Source organism: Thiohalorhabdus denitrificans (assembly GCF_001399755.1).
Lineage (GTDB): Bacteria > Pseudomonadota > Gammaproteobacteria > Thiohalorhabdales > Thiohalorhabdaceae > Thiohalorhabdus > Thiohalorhabdus denitrificans.
In genome coordinates, this window is sequence record NZ_LJCP01000010.1 from 117,440 (window position 1) to 134,849 (window position 17,410).

Sequence of the window (17,410 nt, forward strand, 5' to 3'; positions counted from 1 at the left end):
TCACGTCTCCCCCCGGAACAGGGCGTCCAGCGCCTCGATGAGCCCGCGCTCGGGCCGGTCGAAGTAGACCCCGGCGCCCGGGCCGCGCCGCGGGTCCATGCCGCGCAGGAACAGGTAGTAGGCCCCGCCGAAGTGGCGGTCGTAGTCGTAGCCGGGCAGGTGGCGGTCCAGGAAGCGGTGCAGGGCCACCGTATAGAGCAGGTACTGCAGGGTGTAGCCGTGCTGGTGCACCGCCTCCGCCATGGCTTCGGCGGTGTAGGCCGCCGGGGTGGGGCCGAGGCGATTGGACTTGTAGTCGGCCAGGTAGTAGCGGCCGTCCACCTCGAAGGTGAGGTCGATGAAGCCGCGCAGGTAGCCCTCCAGGGGCCGGAAGGCCAGGGCGGCGCCCTGCTCGGGGCTGGCGGAGCCGGGGGGGTAGCCGTGGTCGCTCAGCACCCGGTTGAGGGCCTCGGGGCCCAGGCGGGCCAGGGGGTAGTAGAACTCCAGCTCGTCGCGGCGCTTCCCGGGCGCCACGCCGCCCAGGCCGGTGTCGCCCAGGGGGCCGCCCAGAGGCGTGGCGGCGGTCGCCTCCAGCATGGCCGTCACCGTCCCCGTCCACCGCTCCGCATCAAAGCCGAAGCCGCGCAGCGCCCCCGCCACCTCGGGCTCCCAGTCCTCCGGCGCGGCGGTGAAGTCCACGGCCTCCATCACCGCGTGCAGGCAGTCGCCGGCGCGGGGGCCCCGGGGGAAGGCGGCGATGCCCTCGGCCGCCCCCTCCGGCTCCGCAGCGGCCGGGGCCGCCTCGCCCAGGTCGAAGGCCGGGCGCTCCTCCTCCGTGCCCCGGATCAGGCCGCTGAAGCTGGTGACGAAGCGGTCCGGGGGGAGGCCGCCGGCGAAGCTCCGCTGGGCGAGCGGGGTGGCGGGCTCCGCGGTCTCGGCGACGTCGGCCTTCGGCGTCTCGGGGTCGTGGTCCTCCACGGCGAAGGCCCCCGGGGTCGCGCCGGTGAGGGCGCGCAGGTCGTTGCGGAGGTCCTCCTCGCCGCGGGCCTTGAGGGCGTCCTTGAAGGCCTCGGGATCCCGCGCCTCCCCGGCCTGCTCCTTGGGCAGGTGGAGCAGGTAGCCCAGGGCGGACTGCTCCAGCTGGTTGATGCGGCCGGTGACCGCGTAGAGGCGGTGGGCGGCGCGGGTCACGGCCACGTAGAGCAGGCGCAGGCTCTCCGCCAGGCTCTCCTCGCGGAAGCGGGCCTCCGCTTCCTCCCGGTCCGCCGATCCCAGGTCCAGGGTCAGGCGGTTGCCGTCGCCAGGGTCGTGGAATTCCAGGAGGTCGCCGTCCGCCTTCCGGATGGGCAGGTCCCACAGGAAGGGGCAGAAGACCACCGGGTATTCCAGGCCCTTGCTCTTGTGGATGGTGACCAGCTGCACCAGGTTCTCGTCGCTCTCCAGGCGGAGCTGCTCCTCGTTGCCGGCCTGGGCCCCGGACTGCCGACGGCCCGCCAGCCAGGACAGCAGCCCCTCGGGGCCGAGGTTGGCCTCCACGCTCTGGCGCTGCAGGAGCTCGCCGAGGTGCAGGAGGTTGGTTAGGCGGCGCTCCCCCTGGGGCAGGTCCAGGATGCGGGTGCGGACGTCGTGGTCCGCCAGCCACTGGCGGAACATGGGGATGAAGCCCTCACCGCGCCAGCGGTCGTGGAGGGCCTGGAAGCCGTCCATGACGCGGTCCCAGCCTTCCTCGTCGCCGGCCAGCGCGTGCAGCGCCTCGCCGGTGTAGCCGTGGAAGGGCGAGGCCAGGGCGCCGCGCGCCAGGGGCTCGTTCTGCGGGTCCGCCACCGCCAGCAGCACGCGCTCCAGGGCCTCCGCCTCGGCGGTGTGGAAGACGCTGGACTGGGAGTGCTCCACGCTGGCAATGCCGAGGCCGCCGAGGGCCGCGCGCAGCTGCTGGGCCTGGCGGTGGGTACGCACCAGGACGGCGATGTCGCCGCCGCTCAGGGGCCGCCAGTCGCCCTTGGCGCCGCGCAGACCCGCCTCGCCCCGGCGGCCGGCGGCCAGCAGGCGGGCGATCTCCGCGGCGGTGGCCGCCACCGCCTCCTCGGCGGCTGCGCCCTTGCTCCTGGGCTTCTCCTTGAGCTCGCCGTTCTTCTTCGTTTCCGTGGTGCCTTCCAGGAACCACCAGCGGAAGGGCTCCGCGCCGAAGCCCGCGGGCAGCACCAGCTCGTCGTGGGCCTTGGGGGCGGGCTCCACCGGCTGGTAGGGGATGGCCTCGAACCAGAAGGGCGGGTGCGCGGGCCGGAACAGGGCGTTGAAGGCGTCCACGAGGGCCGGCGTGGAACGCCAGTTGCGCGGCAGGCTGTAGGTGCCGCCCCGGGCGTCGTCCTCCACGTCGCCCTTGGCCCTCAGATAGGCGAACACGTCGGCGCCGCGGAAGGCGTAGATGGCCTGCTTGGGGTCCCCCACCAGGAACAGCGGGCCCTCGGCCTCCGCGTAGACGCGCCGGAGGATGCGGTACTGGGTGGGGTCGGTGTCCTGGAACTCGTCGATGAGGGCCACGGGGTGGCGCCGGCGCAAAGCCTCCGCCAGGCCGTCGCCGCCGGGCCCGGCCAGGGCGCGGTCCAGGTTGAGCAGCAGGTCGTCGAAGGACTGGACCCGGCGGGCGGCCTTGCGGCGCGGCAGCTCCTCCCAGGCGTAGTCCAGGGCCCGCCGGAGGAATTCCCGGCGCCGGAAGTCGAGGCAGTCCGCCAGCGATGCGCTGGCCTCCAGGAGCTCGTCGAAGGCGGCGAAGAAGGGGTGCTCCGGGGTCTCGTGGCCCTTTTTGGTTCCCTTCTTCAGGGCGGTCGCGCCGAGCTTTTGCGGCTCCTTGATCCCCCCGGGCGGCGGGTCCTCGGCGGCCAGGACCTCCTGCAGGCCGTCCAGCCAGCCTTCCACCTTGTCCCGGGAATACTGGTTGGCGTTCAGGCCCGGAAGGGCCTCCATGAGGCGGTCGCGGATGGATTCCGCCCCCTCGGCCCAGAGCCGCCGGACCTCGGCGTAGGCCCTGCGGTAGCGGTCCGGGGCGGCGTCGCAGCCTTCCACCGGGTCCGGGGGCCGCACGGCGAGGTCGGGCTTGCCCAGGTAGGGCCTTAGCCGGGCGGCCAGGTCCTCGGGGGACAGGCGGTTCTCCCGGAGGTGGGCGACGAAGTCCGCGTCGGCGCCGTGGGTCTCGCGGCGCCAGAAGTCGTTGCAGACCTCCTGGATGAGGGGCTCCTGGTCGGGGAGCAGTTCCACGTCGAAGGGCCGGCCGCCCTCGAAGGCGTGGTCCGCCAGGGCGCGCTGGCAGAAGCCGTGGATGGTGTGGATGGCGGCCTGGTCGAAGGACTGCACCGCCCGCTGCAGGAGCAGGTCGGCGCGGCGGAGGTCGGGCAGCCGCTCCAGGAGCGCGGCCAGGAAGGGGTCGTCGCTGGTCCCCGCGGCCACCGCGGCCCGGGCGGTCTCCAGGCGGTCGCGGATGCGCTCCCGCAGCTCCTCGGTGGCCGCCTCGGTGAAGGTCACCACCAGGATCTCGCCCACCCGGCGCTCGGCCTCCACCACCAGGCGCAGGTAGAGCCCGGCGATGGTGAAGGTCTTGCCCGTGCCGGCGCTGGCCTCGATGAGGTTGTGGCCGGTGAGCTCCCCCCACAGAGGGTCCGGGGTCCGGTTCTCCGCCGCGCTCATTGGGCCAGCCCCTCCGCGATGGGGCCGAAGAGGGTCTCCGCCAGCTCCTCGAAGGCCTCGGCGTGGTCGGTGAGGGGGCTGTCGTGCTGGAAGGCCAGCGCGAGGTAGGGGTCGTCCCGCTCCCCGGCGGCCCCGTTGAAGTCGTTGGGGGTCCAGGTATCGCGCGCGGCCCGGAACGCCTGGTCCGGGTTGCCGGTGCGGGCCAGGGCGTGGGCGTAGGCGAAGGCCGTCCGGGCGGGGAAGGGCAGCGGGCTGCGCAGTCCCTCCCAGTAGCGGGAACCGAGCCAGGCGAGGGTCTCGCGGGCTTCTTCCGTCCCCGGGGCCTTCAGGTGCAGGTGCGCATTCAGGGTCACCACCCGGGTGACGCCCTCGACCCCCTGGGGCGCGAGGGCGCCGAGCAGGAGGCGGCGGATGGCGGTGTCGAGGGCGAAGCCCTCGTTCAGCCGGCCGCAGCGTTCGGCGAGCAGGCCCTCGGCGCGGAGGCCGGGCAGCCAGCCCACGAGCCGCACCGGCCCGGCCTGGAGGTCCACCGGCACGGGATCGAGGGGGGCGGAGTCCGGCTCCTCCGCCAGCCTGTCGAGGAAGCCCTCCACCCGCTTGCGCTCCGCCGCGAAGGCGATCTCCCCGGCGGTGCCGTGGGGCAGCAGCCCCTCCGCCTGGAGGAGGGGATAGGCTGCCCCGGTGTCGGCGGTCTTGCGCTGGACCTCGAGGATGCGCTGGCGCACCTGGTGGGCCTCCAGGCCGGACAGGGCGAAGGGCTCCTGCTCCTCCAGCTCCTCCTCGCCCGCCTCCAGCTGGATGCCCAGGCGCTGGCGCAGGAGGTAGCGGGCCGGATGGCGGAAAAACCGGACGAAATCGCCGACCTCCACGGTGCGCCAGTCCTCGTCGGGCTCCGGCAGGGCCTCGGTGAGGAAGGCCGGGGGCTCCGGCGGGGTCCGGCCCTGCTGGGCCAGGACCCGTTCGGCGGCCTCGCGCAGGCCGGGGGAGTAGCTGAACAGGCTGGAAGCTCCCTGGTCCTGGAAGTAGCGCGGGCTGAAGGCCTGGAGGGGATGGCGCGTGACCAGGGCCTCGGAGGCGCGGCCGAAGCCTTCCGGGGGGGTGAAGGTGGCGTCCACCGTGTCCAGCAGCTCGCTCACCAGCACCGAGGGCGGACGCGGCGAGTCCTCGCGGATGTCGCTGCCCACGTAGCTGATGTAGAGGTGGCGGCGGGCAGCCAGCAGGGCCTCCAGGAAGAGGTAGCGGTCGTCCTCGCGGCGGGAGCGGTCGCCGGGGCGGTAGTCCTCCCCCATGCGGTCGAAGGAGGCGGGGCGCTGGACGCGGGGGAAGGCGCCGTCGTTCATGCCGATCATGGCCACCACCTTGAAGGGGATGGCGCGCATGGGAACCATGGCGCAGAAGGTTACGCCGTGGCCGAGGAAGCCCGCCCCCTCCACGTTCAGGCGCAGGTGGGCCTCCAGCTCCTCCAGCACGATCTCGCGAGGAACGGGGGCCTCGGCCTCCGCCTCGCCGGCGCAGCTCTCCATGCGGGCAAGGGCGCGGTGGAAGGCCTCCAGGTCCTCCTCCTGCTCCGGCTCCGGGGCGGCCAGGAAACGGGCCAGGAAGTCGCGGAGCAGCGCGGCCCACTCGGCGGGGGCGCGGGTGCGGGTGAGGGGCTCGCGCCAGCGGAACAGGTCGCGGACGAAGGCCTGGAAGCGGCCCAGGGTGCGCGCCCAGGCGCCCTCCGCCTCCGGATACGGCAGCACGCCGTGGAACAGGGTGTCGCCGTCGCCGGGGAGGGCGTAGCCGAGGAGCTGGCGGTCCAGGCCCGCCTTCCAGGTGTGGGCGGCGGTGGCGGGCAGGTCCTGGGCGGCGCGAAACTCGGCGTCGATCCCCCAGCGGATCCCCGTCTCCCGCACCCAGGTGCGGATGCGGTCGCGCTCGGCCTCGGTGAGCTCCAGGGCGGCCCGGATGGGGCCCAGCTCCAGCAGATCGAGGATCTCGTTGACGCCGAAGCGGCCGTCGGGCAGCTCCAGGAGGCGGAAGGCGGTCTCCACCACCGGCGACCGGGCCCGCATGCCCCGGTCGGCGATGCGGTAGGGGATGCGCGGGCGGTCCTCGGCGTGGCCGAGCACGGCCTCGATGAAAGGCGTGTAGGCATCGATGTCCGGGGTCATCACCACCACGTCGCCGGGCCGCAGGTCCGGATGGGCCTGGAACAGGGCCAGGAGCTGGTCGTGGAGGACCTCCACCTCGCGCAGGGGGCTGTGGCAGGCATGGACGGCGAGGTCGGCCGCTGGGGAGCCGGGCTCCGGCGCGGGCAGGGGCGGGTGTCCCGCCCCGGGGCCGCGGTCGCGCAGGTTGAGGATGTCGGACTGCAGGGCGCCGAGCAGCGTGTCGGTGCCGGGGTCGGCGAAGGCTTCGGCGCCCGGGGCCGCGCCGTGCTCCTGCACAAGGCCCTGGAACTCCGCCCACTGCCGGCCCAGGGAGGCCACCAGGCGGTTGCCGGTGTCCAGGTAGGGGGCGTCGGCGGCCCCGGAGAGGGCCCGGCCGGCGATGGCCGCGGGGGTCAGGAGGTCGGCGGCGTACTCCCGGCTGGGCGCCAGTTGGTAGAGGTCCACGGCCACGTACCGGGCGAGGCGGCCCAGGATGTCGAGGAGGGCCGGCGGCAGCCCGGGGATGCCGAACAGCGCCACGCGCTCGGGGAGGGCGGCGCGGGTCTCCGGAGGGAGCTCCTGCCCGTCCCTGGGCAGGCCCTCCTGCACCGCCGCCAACAGGCGGGGGCGGTGCCGGGCCCCGGAGGCGTCCTCCGCCACCAGGGCCCGCCAGAGCCGCGCCTGCCAGTGGTCCTCCTCCCCCGCCTCCCAGGCCAGGATCCAGTCGGGGCGGTAGACCAGGTACTGGTCGAAGACGTCGGCGATGCGGGCGGCCAGCTGGTAGCGGGGCAGGGCCCCCTCCTGGCGGAGGTAGGCCTCCAGCTCGGGGGCGGTGGGCTCCTCGCCCAGGAGGCGGAACAGGCGCCAGGTGAGGACCACGGTCTGGAAGGCCTCCCCCGGCCGGGTACGCTCGTCGGGCAGGACCGCGCGCACCAGCTCCCAGACCAGGCTGGCGGGGAAGGGGAAGCGGAGGTTGGCCGCTATGCCGTTGCGGTCCGCCAGCCGCATGGACAGCCAGCGGGCCATGCCGTTGCTGTGGACGGCGACCACGGAGGGGCGCAGCAGGTCGGCGCGGGCTTCGCGGAGGTGGTCGGCGAGCAGGTCGGCGAGGTGCTCGAGGCGGTTGCCGGTGTGCAGGGTCAGCAAGGGGCTGGGGCTCTCCCGAGCGGAAATGCGGTACGGAGCGCGGAGACGGTGGCGGGACGCCGGGTCCCGGGTTATGGCTCCCCGGCGGTGGTGGCGTCGTCCCGCGCCGCCTGCACTGCCGCGTCCAGGAGCCACTGCGGCGGCCAGTCCATGAACTCCAGGCCCAGCTTCAGGGTGCCCTCGGCGGTCTCCGAAAGGTGGGCGCCCTTGGCGAGGATCTCCATCTGCGGCTCCCCCGCCTCGATGAATACCACCGTGGCCACCTCGTCCACCAGGCCGGGGTCGTGCTCGGCCGGTGACCGGGGGGTGTCCAGCAGCAGGCCCATGCCCTCCCCGGAGACGTCCATCGGGCGACCCCGGGCCAGCACACCGCCGTCGTGATCCTTCAGGAGCACCTCCACGTCCAGGTTCTCCGGCACGGGGAACCGGTCTTCCTTGCGGTGGGGCTGGGGTAGGGGCATGGGGATCTACCTAACCGTATCCGGGAACATGCTTATAAGGTGGCGCAACCGGGGGGCTGGTTGCAAGCGCGGGCGCCGGGTTGGAGGGATGGCGCGGCCGCTTTATAGGGAAATTCCCGCGGTAACTAGGTATTTTCCCCATTTGTCCGGATTTTCATGGGCTCTATGGTGAATAGAAGAGCCCGCATGCTCTTCTCTCCCTTCGGGCAATGGGCTTGCCGGGTGCTTCTGGTGCTTGCTCCGGCATGGGTGCGCCGGCCTGCCTTCGGGCAGGCCGGCGTTTTTTTTGCCCGGTGCGCCCCGCGGGGTGGCCCTTTCGGGACTCGATTCCCACCCCAACCCCCTGACCCCCCTTTTCTCCCGTTCCAACGCGCGGTTCCGCCCGCGCCAGGCCCCGTGCGCGGGGCCCGGCCGGCCCGGGTGTCCGGGCCTTTTTAGGGAAAACCCTTATTCCTCTTATAGGGACTGGGGGTTACGGTTAGGCGCTATCGGGTACGGCTTCCCGGCATCCCGTTTTACCGGAAGCCGGTTTCCCATTTTTTCACTTTTTCATGGGAGCAGCACCGGCTATGGGCGAAAACCCTTCCTCCCTCTCCTCCCGCCTCCTGTCCCGCTATTCCTTCGATCCGGGCGAGAACCCGTCGCCGGCCGAAGTGGAGTCCCGCCTCAAGCAACAGGCGGTGGTCGCGGAGCTGGGGGAGATGGGCCTGCGGGGGGCCTCCCTCGAGACCCTGTTCGATGAGGCCGTGGCGGTGCTCGCCGAGGTCCTGGACGTGGAGCTCACCAAGGTCCTGAAGCTCCTGCCGGGGGAGGGGGCGCTCCTGGTTTCGGGGGTGGGCTGGGGGGAGGGCCTGGTGGGCGAGGCCGTCGTCCCCACCGGGTGGGGCTCCCAGGCCGGCTATACCCTGCTCTACGAGGAGCCGGTGATTGCGGCGGACCTGCGCACCGAGGACCGCTTCACCGGACCGGATCTGCTCCATGAGCACGGCGTGATCAGCGGCATGAGCGTGGTCATCCAGGGGCACGACGGTCCCTACGGCGTGGTCGGCGTCCATAGCCGCCGGGAGCGGCAATTCACCCAGTACGACGTCAACTTCCTGAAGGGGGTGGCCAACGTGCTCGGCGCTACCGTTCAGCGCGCGGCCACGGAGGCCGCCCTGCGCCGCAGCGAGGCTACCTTCCGCGAGATCTTCAGCCACGCGGGGGTGGGCATCGCCGTCCTCGACCTGCAGGGGAACATCCTGGAGGCCAATCCGGCGTACGCGGAGATCACGGGCTATGCCCAGGAGGAGCTCACTGACGGCGCCCTTTCCGTCCGGCAGCTGATCCATCCGGAGGACTGGCCGAGCGCGGAGGTAGCCATGGCCCGTCTCCGGGACGGGGAGGTCCATGATTGCTCCGTGGAGAAGCGCCTGGTCCGCAAGGACGGCGGCAACGCCTGGATCCAGGCCACCGTAACCCTGCGGCCGGGGGATACGGGGCACCCCCGCCAGTTCATCGCCCTGTTGGAGGACATCACCAAGCGCCGGGAGGCCGAGGAGACCCTGGCCGAGGCCAGCCGGCGCAAGGACGAGTTCCTGTCCATGCTGGCGCATGAGCTGCGCAACCCGCTGACCCCCATCGCTACCATGGGCGAGGTCCTGGCCTCCCAGCGGGAGCCCATGGACCCTGCGCGGCTGCGCCGGATGGCCGCCACCATCCAGCGACAGAGCACCCACCTGACCCGGATCGTGGACGACCTGCTGGATCTCAACCGGATCAAGACCGGGCGCATCGACCTGCAGAAGGAGGTCGTGGACCTGCGGACCGTGGCCGACCAGGCGGCCGAGTCGGTGGCCGCAGCGGCCCGGGAGAACGAGCAGTCCCTGGAGCTGGACCTGCCCGAGGCGTCCCTGACCACCGAGGGGGACCCCGTCCGCCTCACCCAGATCCTCACCAACCTGCTGGACAACGCGGTGAAGTACTCCGACCCCGGGGGAGAGGTGCGCCTGACGGGCTTCCGGGACAACGGGCAGGTGGTGATCCGGGTGCGGGATACCGGGCAGGGTATTCCCCCCGAGCGGCTACCGCGCCTGTTCGACGACTTCGATCGGGGCGGCCTGCGTAACGCCGGGCCCAAGGGCCTGGGGCTCGGGCTGGCGGTGGTCCGCCGCTTGGTGGAGCTGCACGGCGGCTGGGTGGAGGCACGGAGCCCGGGGCCGGGGCAGGGCAGCGAGTTCACGGTGCATCTCCCCGCCGCGGAAGCCAACACGCCCGACCAGCCCGAGGCGGCCGAGCCCGCCCTCCGGGAGGGCGTCCACGAGGTGCTCATGGTGGAGGACGATCCCGACGTGGCTCAGTCGCTATCCTTTCTCCTGGAGGACCTGGGCTACCACGCCAGGCACGCCGGTTCCGGCGAGCAGGCCTTCGATATGTTGCAGGGGGCCGCCCCGGAGCTCGTGCTCATCGACATCGGCCTCCCCGATCAGTCCGGGTTCGAGGTGGCCCGGAGGCTGCGGGGGCGGCTGCGGGATACCCCCCTGGTGGCCCTGTCGGGCCACGCCCCCACCGACTTCTCCGACGAGTCCACCAACGTCTTCGACGAGTACCTGCTCAAGCCCCCCACCGTGGGGGTGCTGCGCAAGGCCCTGGAGCAGGTCGAGCATGAGGGGGGCTGACCATGGGGAGGCGCCCCATTCCGGGAACCGGAGAGGCCGCGCTAGGTTGAAGGGTATGTACGCTTCTCAAGGCAGGGGTGCAGGATGAGCCAGGGGGACCTCGCCCGGATCCCGGATTGCATCATGCGGCACATCGAGCAGCTTGGTGAGGGCCGGCACGGCGTGGGCCAGAACTGCGGCGATACCCAGGACGAGGCGGCGCAGAGCACGAGCCCGCCCCTCATCTGCGGCGAGATCCGCCTTACCGAGGAGGAGGCGGGGGAGATCCGGCGATTTTTCGAGAAATATCGCGATGCCGCCGTGGAGAAGCCCCGGGATGGGGCCCGGGGCCGCATGATCGTGGCGCCCCGGCGATACGAGCGGCTGGGAGAGAGCTTCTACCTGGAGTTCGAGGCCCTGGCCTTCCTCTAGATGACCCCATGCAGCCCCGTTGCGGTCTTGGGAAGGGCTTCAGCCCAGGGTGTGGCCGGCGGTGGGGCCCCGATGCTCGCGAAGGGCCTCCTCGCCCAGGGGGCTGAGCTGGATGCCGTTGCCGCTCGGCTCCAACAGCTTGCCTTCCAGGAGGCCCGCCAACGCGTCGGCCACCTCCTGCTTGGCCCCGGAATCGGCCAGGGATTCCTGAATATCGGCGACGGACCATCCCTCCGCCAGTCTCTGCAGAATCCGGGTTTCCATGGTGGTCAGACCCACTTTCGACCCCCCCTTGAAGGCCAACCAGATCCCAGCATCCAAACCCCTTTCCTGATTACGGGAATCCCGTGTACAGGCATACCCCGATGCAAGTGAGGGCTTACCCTAAGGGTTTTCGGGGAGGTTGGGAAGGGGGGAGTCGAAATTTCGTGGTGTCCGGAATAGAGTCCCGCCCTGGTGGTCTCAACGGGGAGGGATGCGGGCCCGCCGGGCCGCACACCCGGGGCGGCGGGCCCGGTAACCGCCTGGAACCGGAGGAATGAAACCATGCCGGATCGCCAGGGGAAGGAGGTCCATGTCTTTCTGGACCAGACCCTGCCCGAGCCGGGCTGGGTGGGAAAGGCCTATGACCGGAAGGCGGACGGGGGGCTGGATCCCTTGCCGCCCCTGGAAGGGGTCCTGCTCTCCTCGGGGGATTCCGAGGAGGCCCGGGAACGGGCCTCGGAGCGGTTCGAGGTGCCGCGGGAGCGCGTGGCGGTTATTCAGCCTTGTTAGCGCACGGCCTTCGCGCCCGGAGCCATTGCAAATAGGACCCGTGTTGGTCACGCTCTCCCCATCCTTGGACCCCGCTGCGGGCGGGGAGGGCGTCCCCTGCCCAATCAACCGTTTGGGGCCGGGACGTTGGATAAAGGCGCACGTAAGCGGTACCTTTTTTCGGGGTCCTCGAGGTAGCGGTCCGGATGATCGGGAAAATGGGGAATACGGCAGTGGGAAATAAACAAGGCCACCACGGCGGGTGTCATGGCGGGCGGAATCCCGTCCCGGGCCCGCGGGGAGCCGCGGGGCCGGAGGAGCTGAGCGGATGGTCCCGGGACGACCTGATCGCCCGGCTGCGCCGCCTGGAGGAATGCCTGGAGGCCGATACCGCTCCGGAAGACTCCCGCCGCATGCTCTACGAGCTTCAGGTCCATCAGATGGAGCTGGAGCGCCAGAACCGCGAGATGGCGGAGCTGCGCGCCCAGCTCGAGGTCTCCCGCGACCGGTATGTGGCCCTGTACGAGACCGCCCCGGTGGCCTATCTGACCCTGAGCCAGGAGGGGGTGATCCGGAACGTGAACCTCGCCGGGAGCCGGCTGCTGCAAGGCGGACCCGGCGGCCTGATCGGGGAGCCCTTGACCGCCTTCCTGGGACGACGGGACCTCGCAAGGCTGGAGGAATACCTGGACACCCTGCTTCGGACGGGGGCCCCCGACTCCCTCGAGGTGGAGCTTCCCGGTGCCGACGGCGGGGAACGGATCCTCAAGCTGGAGGGCACCCGGGCCGTCTCGCCCCGGGACGAGGAACCGGTGGTGCGTATGGTGCTCACCGACGTTACCGAGGCCAAGGAGGCGGAGGCCCTGCAGCGGCGCATCAACCGGGCCCTCTACGCCCTGAGCCGGGTTCAGGAGGCTACCCGGGAGGCGGAGACCCCCGAGGACCTTATGGAGCGGGTCTGCCGGTTCCTGAACGAGGAAGCCGGGTACGCCCTGGCCTTCGTGGGTGAGCCGGTAAAGGACGAGGAGGGCACGGCAAGGGTGCTCGGGGCCAGCGGCGCCACCGATTACCTGGAGCAGGTCGTGGGCGAAATCCGCTGGAAGGAGGGCCCGCAGGGGAAGGGGCCCTTCGGCCGGGCGGTGCAGACGGGCAGGCCCGTCATCAGCAATTCCGTGGGGATGGATCCTTCCTTCGAGCCCTGGCGGGACCGGGCGCTAGCCTACGGCCTGAACGCCGTGGTGGGCATCCCCCTGGTGGAAGGGGGCCGCACCCTGGGGGTTCTCGGGCTGTACGCGGAGGAGGCGGACTCCTTCGACGCCGAGGAGATGCAGTGGCTCGGCCAGGTGGCCGACGAGCTGGCCACCGCCTGGTGCGCCCTGCGCCACCGCGAGCACCGTCGGCGCGCGGAGCAGGAGCGGGACCGGCTGGTGCAGATCCTGGAGGCCACCCCCGACTTCGTGGCCATGGCCACCGCCGAGGGGCGGACCATCTACTGGAATCCGGGCGCTTACGAGCTGCTGGGCTACGACCCGGAAACCTTCCAGCCGGGGCATCACGCGATCCGGGAGTACCACCCAGCTTGGGCCTACGAGCGCTTGCAGCGGGAGGCCTTCCCCACCGCCCGGGAGCGCGGCCTTTGGCGGGGGGAATTGGCCTTCCTGAGCCGGGACGGCCGGGAGATGCCCGTCAACCAGGTGATTCTGGCCCACTACGACAGCGAGGGGCGGGTCCAGTACTGGTCCACCATCGCCCACGACCTCACCACCTTCAAGCAGCAGCGCGCCGAGCTGGAGCGTAGCCGGCGCCTCATGGCCATCGGCGAGCTGGGCTCGGTGGTGGCCCACCAGCTCAACCAGCCCCTGACCGCCGCCCTCACCTACGCGGAGGGCACCCTGCACCGGTTCGACAACCTCCAGGGGGTGCCCGTGGCCCTGCGGGAGGGCCTGGAGCAGGTCCTGGTCCAGGTCCGCAAGGCCGGGAGCATCGTCCGCGACCTGCACAACTTCCTGCGCGGCGGCTCGCCCCATTTCCAGACCCTGGACCTCAACGGCCTGATCAGGGAGCTGGGTCCCCGCCTGGCCACGGGGCGCGAGAGCCGGGCGCCGCGGATCCGCCAGGACCTGGCACCGGACCTGCCCGCCGTGTCCGCGGATCCCACCCTCATCCAGGAATGCCTGCAGAACCTCATGAACAACGCCGCCGAGGCCATGGAGGGGCAGGAGGACCCGGTGGTGGAGATCGTCACCGACTTCCGTCGGGACGGCCTGGTGGAGGTCCAGGTGCGGGACTCGGGGGTGGGGCTGCCCGAGGCCCTGCGCGAGGACCTGGACCGCCCCCTGTACACCACCAAGCCCGACGGACTGGGACTGGGAGTGGCCATCTGCCGCTCGGTGATCGAAGCCCACGGCGGCAACCTGTGGGCTACCTCCAACGACCCCGAGCCGGGGACCACCTTCCACTTCACCCTGCGCTCGTCGGGGGGCGAGGCCCAAGCGAGCAACTGATCGGGGGCGTTCCTCCCCTGGGGGCGGTCTTGGACCGCCCCCACCGTCCCGGCGGGTCGCCGGTGGCGCTTAGCGCTCCAGGCGCTTGTGCTTGCCTTTGGCCTGGTCCGCCTCGCCCTTGCCCTGCTGGGCCCGCATGGCCTCGTACTCGCTGTAGCTGCCCTCGGTAAAGATCACCTGGCCGTCCTCCTCGAAGGCCATGGTGTGGGTGGCCACGCGGTCGAGGAACCAGCGGTCGTGGGAGACCACCACGGCGCTGCCGGGGAACTCCAGCAGGGCCTGCTCCAGGGCGCGCAGGGTCTCCACGTCCAGGTCGTTGGTGGGCTCGTCGAGCAGCAGCAGGTTGCCGCCGCGCTTCAGGAGCTTGGCGAGGTGCACGCGGTTGCGCTCGCCGCCGGAGAGGTCACGGACCTTCTTCTGCTGGTCGGCGCCGGTGAAGTTGAAGCGGCTCACGTAGGCGCGGGAGTTTACCTCCCAGTTGCCCACCTGCAGGTGGTCGGCGCCGCCGGAGATCTCCTCCCAGACCGTGTTCTCGCCGGCCAGGGCGTCCCGCGACTGGTCCACGTAGGCCAGCTCCACCGTCTCGCCCAGAGTCATGGAGCCGCCGTCGGGCTGCTCCTCGCCGGTGATCATGCGCAGCAGGGTGGTCTTGCCGGCGCCGTTGGGGCCGATGACGCCGACGATGGCGCCGCTCGGCACCACGAAGGACAGCCCCTGGTAGAGCTCGCGGTCGCGGAAGGTCTTGGTGAGGTTCTCCGCCTCGATGACCTTGTCGCCCAGGCGCGGTCCCGGCGGGATGTAGATCTCGTTGGTCTGGGCGCGCTGCTGGTACTCGGGGCTGGAGAGCTCGTCGAGGCGCTTCAGGCGGGCCTTGCTCTTGGACTGCCGGCCCTTGGGGTTGGAGCGCGCCCAGTCCAGCTCCTCCTTCATGGCCTTCTGGCGGGCGCTCTCCTCCTTTTCCTCCTGCTCCAGGCGCTTCTCCTTGTACTCCAGCCAGTCGGAGTAGTTGCCCTGGAAGGGGTAGCCGTGGCCGCGGTCCAGCTCCAGGATCCAGCCGGCCACGTTGTCGAGGAAGTAGCGGTCGTGGGTGACGGCCACCACGGTGCCCGGGAATTCGCCCAGGTAGCGCTCCAGCCACTCCACCGACTCGGCGTCGAGGTGGTTGGTGGGCTCGTCGAGGATCAGCATGTCCGGGTTGGACAGCAGCACTTTGCACAGGGCCACCCGGCGCCGCTCGCCGCCGGAGAGGCGGGAGACGTCGGCGTCCCAGGGCGGCAGGTTAAGGGCGTCGGCGGCGATCTCCAGCTTGCGGTCCAGCTCCCAGGCGCCGCTTGCGTCGATCTTCTGCTGCAGCTCGCCCTGCTCCTCGATGAGGGCGTTGAAGTCGGCGTCGGGGTCGGCGAAGGCGGCGGTGACCTCGTTGTAGCGGTCGAGCAGGGCCTTGGTCTCGGCCACGCCCTCCTCCACGTTGCCCTTCACGTCCTTGGACTCGTCGAGCTGGGGCTCCTGGGGCAGGTAGCCGATGTTCAGGCCGGGCTCGGGCCGGGCCTCGCCGTCGAACTCGGTGTCCACGCCCGCCATGATGCGCAGCAGGCTGGACTTGCCGGCGCCGTTGTAGCCCAGCACGCCGATCTTGGCGCCGTGGAAGAAGCTGAGGTTGATGTCCTCGAGGATGGTCTTCTTGGGCGGCACGACCTTGGTCAGGCCGCTCATGGTGAACACGTATTGCGCCATGACAACCTTCTCGGTGCGGTTGGGTGGCGGGGTGGACCGCGGTGTATGGGGGCGGACCGGCCGCGGGGCCGGGCCGGCGGGGGAGGTCGGCCGCCGAACGGGGGCCTCCCCCGAAACGCCGTAGGATAACACGCGACTCCGGGTTGGGAGGCCCCGGGCGGGTTGCGAAAGTTGGCTGTCCGTCTCGTTCCTGGAGGCGGCTGTGGAAGGGCCCCCGGTCCTGGCCGGGGTCGATGGTCCCTCCCGTCGCGGCCACTGGCCGCTCCCACAGGCGCCCAGCCCTATTTTTTACCGGCTGGCCGGACTGAGTCGCCTGCCAGGTTTCGGGGATACGGGCGGGTATTCCGGTAGGTGCAGGGAGGGGACCGCTTCCCTGGCGGCCCCTTCGGCAAAGGCCCTCGGAGGGTCAGTGCCCGCGGGAGCGCCGCACGTAGCCGGCGGCCTGGTCCAGCTCGTCCGGGCGCTCCACCCAGGCGATCCATTTCCCCAGGTCCGGGGTGGCCTTGCGGAACTCCACCGGGACGTGGATCTCGCTGTACTCCGGGTGCTCCCCCAGCGGCTTGGCGAACAGGGTCAGCTCCCGGGTTTCCGGGGCTAGGGCGTTTTCGGCCAGGTCCAGATAGCCGAACACCTCCTGGGGGTTCTGGCGGTTGCGGACTTCCATGCGCATGGACATCGCTTGCTCCTTTGCAAGGTCCCCAGAACCACAGTAGCTCTCCCGCCGCGTCCCGGGAAGCCCCGGGGCGCGGGTATCCAAACGGCCTCACCGCCCCGCGGCGACCTCCTCCAGGATCCGGTCGTACTCGGGGGCCATCCGTTCCCAATCGTAGGCCGCGGCGAGGTTCGCCAGCTCGCCGGAGTCGGGGCGGCCCTCGCGGAGTAGCTCTCGAAGGCACCCGGCCAGCTCCTCCTCGTCGTCGTACAGGCAGCGGGGGTGCCAGGACGTGGGCAGCAGTCCGGGATAGGCCTGCCGCCGGGGGAGCAGGGGAAAGGCCCCGCAATAGACCGCCTCCATCACGCTGATGCCGAAGAAGTCGTGGTAGGAGGTGACCGGCAGGATGTCGGCTGCCCACAGCCAGCGGGCATAGGCCGCGGCGTCCTCGGCGTAGCCGAAATGAACGATGCGGTCCCCCAGCAGCTCCCGGCCCTCCGTGAACGCTGGGGGAGGGTGCGGGGGCACCCGGCCCAGCACCGCCACCTGGAAATCCAGCCCTTCGTCGGCCAGCGCGCGCAGCACCCGGAAGAAGCCCTCGGGGTTCTTGTCGTGCTCCCAGCGGTGATTCCAGAGCAGCAAGGGCGGGTCCGACGGCGCCGGCTTCTCTGGCCGGTGGTGGTCGAGTGCGCCCAGCTCCAGGCCCAGGGGCAGCACCGTGCTCTTGGCCGCCACCTCGTCCACCTTCTCGGCCTCCCCGTGGTCCCGGATGTTCCCCAGCAGCGCCCGTGCGCCTTCCAGGAGGCTGTCGCGGTTGAAGGCGGAGTTGAACAGCACCCGGTCGGCGGCGAGGGCGGAGGCGAAATTGATGAAGGCGTAGTGGTTGTCCCGGCCGTTTTCCCGGTCCGGGTCCCAGGGGGAGCGGGGGTAGGCGAACTGGTTCTCGTGGAAGTAGAGGGCCACCGGGACCCCCGCGGTGTGGTCGCGGGTGAGGGCGAGGAAGGTGGTGAGGTCCAGCATGTCCGTCGCCAGGATCAGGTCGGGGCGGCGGTCCGGGGCCCGGAAGCGCTCCGCTAGGGTGATGGCGCCGCCGTGCATTCGCCACTTCCAGCTGCGTCCCGGCAGGGAGAGGATCTCCACCGTGTGCCGGGAGTGGTGCCGGAGGCCCTCGGCCCAGGCGGCGTGCGACCCGCCGAGATAGGGCTCCACGAGCAGAATGTGCAAGAAAGATGCTCCCCCGGGGTTGACCGCGGTGTCCGGCGGCCCGAATTTTCCCTGTAGGGGAAGGAATTCGCAAACG

At 71.3% G+C, this 17,410-nt stretch carries 11 protein-coding genes; 4 read left to right on the forward strand and 7 right to left on the reverse strand.

Annotation, left to right across the window (positions count from 1 at the left end):
- The 3 genes from recB to AN478_RS14110 all read right to left on the reverse strand — a co-directional run bounded on the left by recB (nucleotide 1) and on the right by AN478_RS14110 (nucleotide 7,399).
- Nucleotides 1-3,660, reverse strand: coding sequence for an exodeoxyribonuclease V subunit beta (gene recB / locus AN478_RS07320; protein ID WP_054965967.1), 3,660 nt, complete (start codon nucleotides 3,658-3,660; stop codon nucleotides 1-3).
- Nucleotides 3,657-6,938, reverse strand: coding sequence for an exodeoxyribonuclease V subunit gamma (recC, locus tag AN478_RS07325; protein ID WP_054965968.1), 3,282 nt, complete (start codon nucleotides 6,936-6,938; stop codon nucleotides 3,657-3,659). The genes recB and recC overlap by 4 nt, the downstream gene beginning before the upstream one ends.
- A 71-nt stretch (nucleotides 6,939-7,009) precedes the next feature.
- Nucleotides 7,010-7,399: a PilZ domain-containing protein gene (locus AN478_RS14110; protein ID WP_054965969.1), complete on the reverse strand. Its 390-nt coding sequence runs from the start codon at nucleotides 7,397-7,399 to the stop codon at nucleotides 7,010-7,012.
- Nucleotides 7,400-7,968: 569 nt separating this feature from the next.
- On the opposite strand from AN478_RS14110, the gene AN478_RS07335 reads away from it, so the two are divergent.
- A complete protein-coding gene (locus AN478_RS07335; RefSeq protein ID WP_054965970.1) occupies nucleotides 7,969-10,056 on the forward strand; it encodes a hybrid sensor histidine kinase/response regulator in 2,088 nt (695 codons plus the stop codon).
- An 84-nt stretch (nucleotides 10,057-10,140) separates the two neighbouring features.
- Nucleotides 10,141-10,467, forward strand: coding sequence for a hypothetical protein (locus tag AN478_RS07340; RefSeq protein ID WP_054965971.1), 327 nt, complete (start codon nucleotides 10,141-10,143; stop codon nucleotides 10,465-10,467).
- Nucleotides 10,468-10,506: 39 nt separating this feature from the next.
- Here the strand turns inward: AN478_RS07340 and AN478_RS07345 are convergent, their stop codons facing one another.
- Nucleotides 10,507-10,746 (reverse strand): hypothetical protein, encoded by a 240-nt coding sequence (locus AN478_RS07345; protein ID WP_054965972.1) that lies wholly within the window; start codon nucleotides 10,744-10,746, stop codon nucleotides 10,507-10,509.
- A gap of 267 nt (nucleotides 10,747-11,013) precedes the next feature.
- Between AN478_RS07345 and AN478_RS07350 the strand changes: the two genes are divergently transcribed.
- Both AN478_RS07350 and AN478_RS07355 read left to right on the forward strand, forming a co-directional pair.
- On the forward strand, nucleotides 11,014-11,241 hold the full coding sequence (locus AN478_RS07350; protein WP_054965973.1) for a hypothetical protein: 228 nt from the start codon (nucleotides 11,014-11,016) through the stop codon (nucleotides 11,239-11,241).
- A gap of 212 nt (nucleotides 11,242-11,453) precedes the next feature.
- Nucleotides 11,454-13,724: a PAS domain S-box protein gene (locus AN478_RS07355; RefSeq protein ID WP_054965974.1), complete on the forward strand. Its 2,271-nt coding sequence runs from the start codon at nucleotides 11,454-11,456 to the stop codon at nucleotides 13,722-13,724.
- 69 nt (nucleotides 13,725-13,793) lie between these two features.
- Here the strand turns inward: AN478_RS07355 and ettA are convergent, their stop codons facing one another.
- From ettA to AN478_RS07370, 3 genes are all read right to left on the reverse strand, one after another.
- On the reverse strand, nucleotides 13,794-15,458 hold the full coding sequence (ettA, locus tag AN478_RS07360) for an energy-dependent translational throttle protein EttA (protein WP_054965975.1): 1,665 nt from the start codon (nucleotides 15,456-15,458) through the stop codon (nucleotides 13,794-13,796).
- Between the two features lie 406 nt (nucleotides 15,459-15,864).
- Complete coding sequence (locus AN478_RS07365) at nucleotides 15,865-16,128, reverse strand: hypothetical protein (protein WP_143004093.1); 264 nt, start codon at nucleotides 16,126-16,128, stop codon at nucleotides 15,865-15,867.
- 93 nt (nucleotides 16,129-16,221) lie between these two features.
- Nucleotides 16,222-17,334, reverse strand: coding sequence for a tRNA-queuosine alpha-mannosyltransferase domain-containing protein (locus tag AN478_RS07370; RefSeq protein WP_054965977.1), 1,113 nt, complete (start codon nucleotides 17,332-17,334; stop codon nucleotides 16,222-16,224).
- Nucleotides 17,335-17,410: the final 76 nt, after the last annotated feature.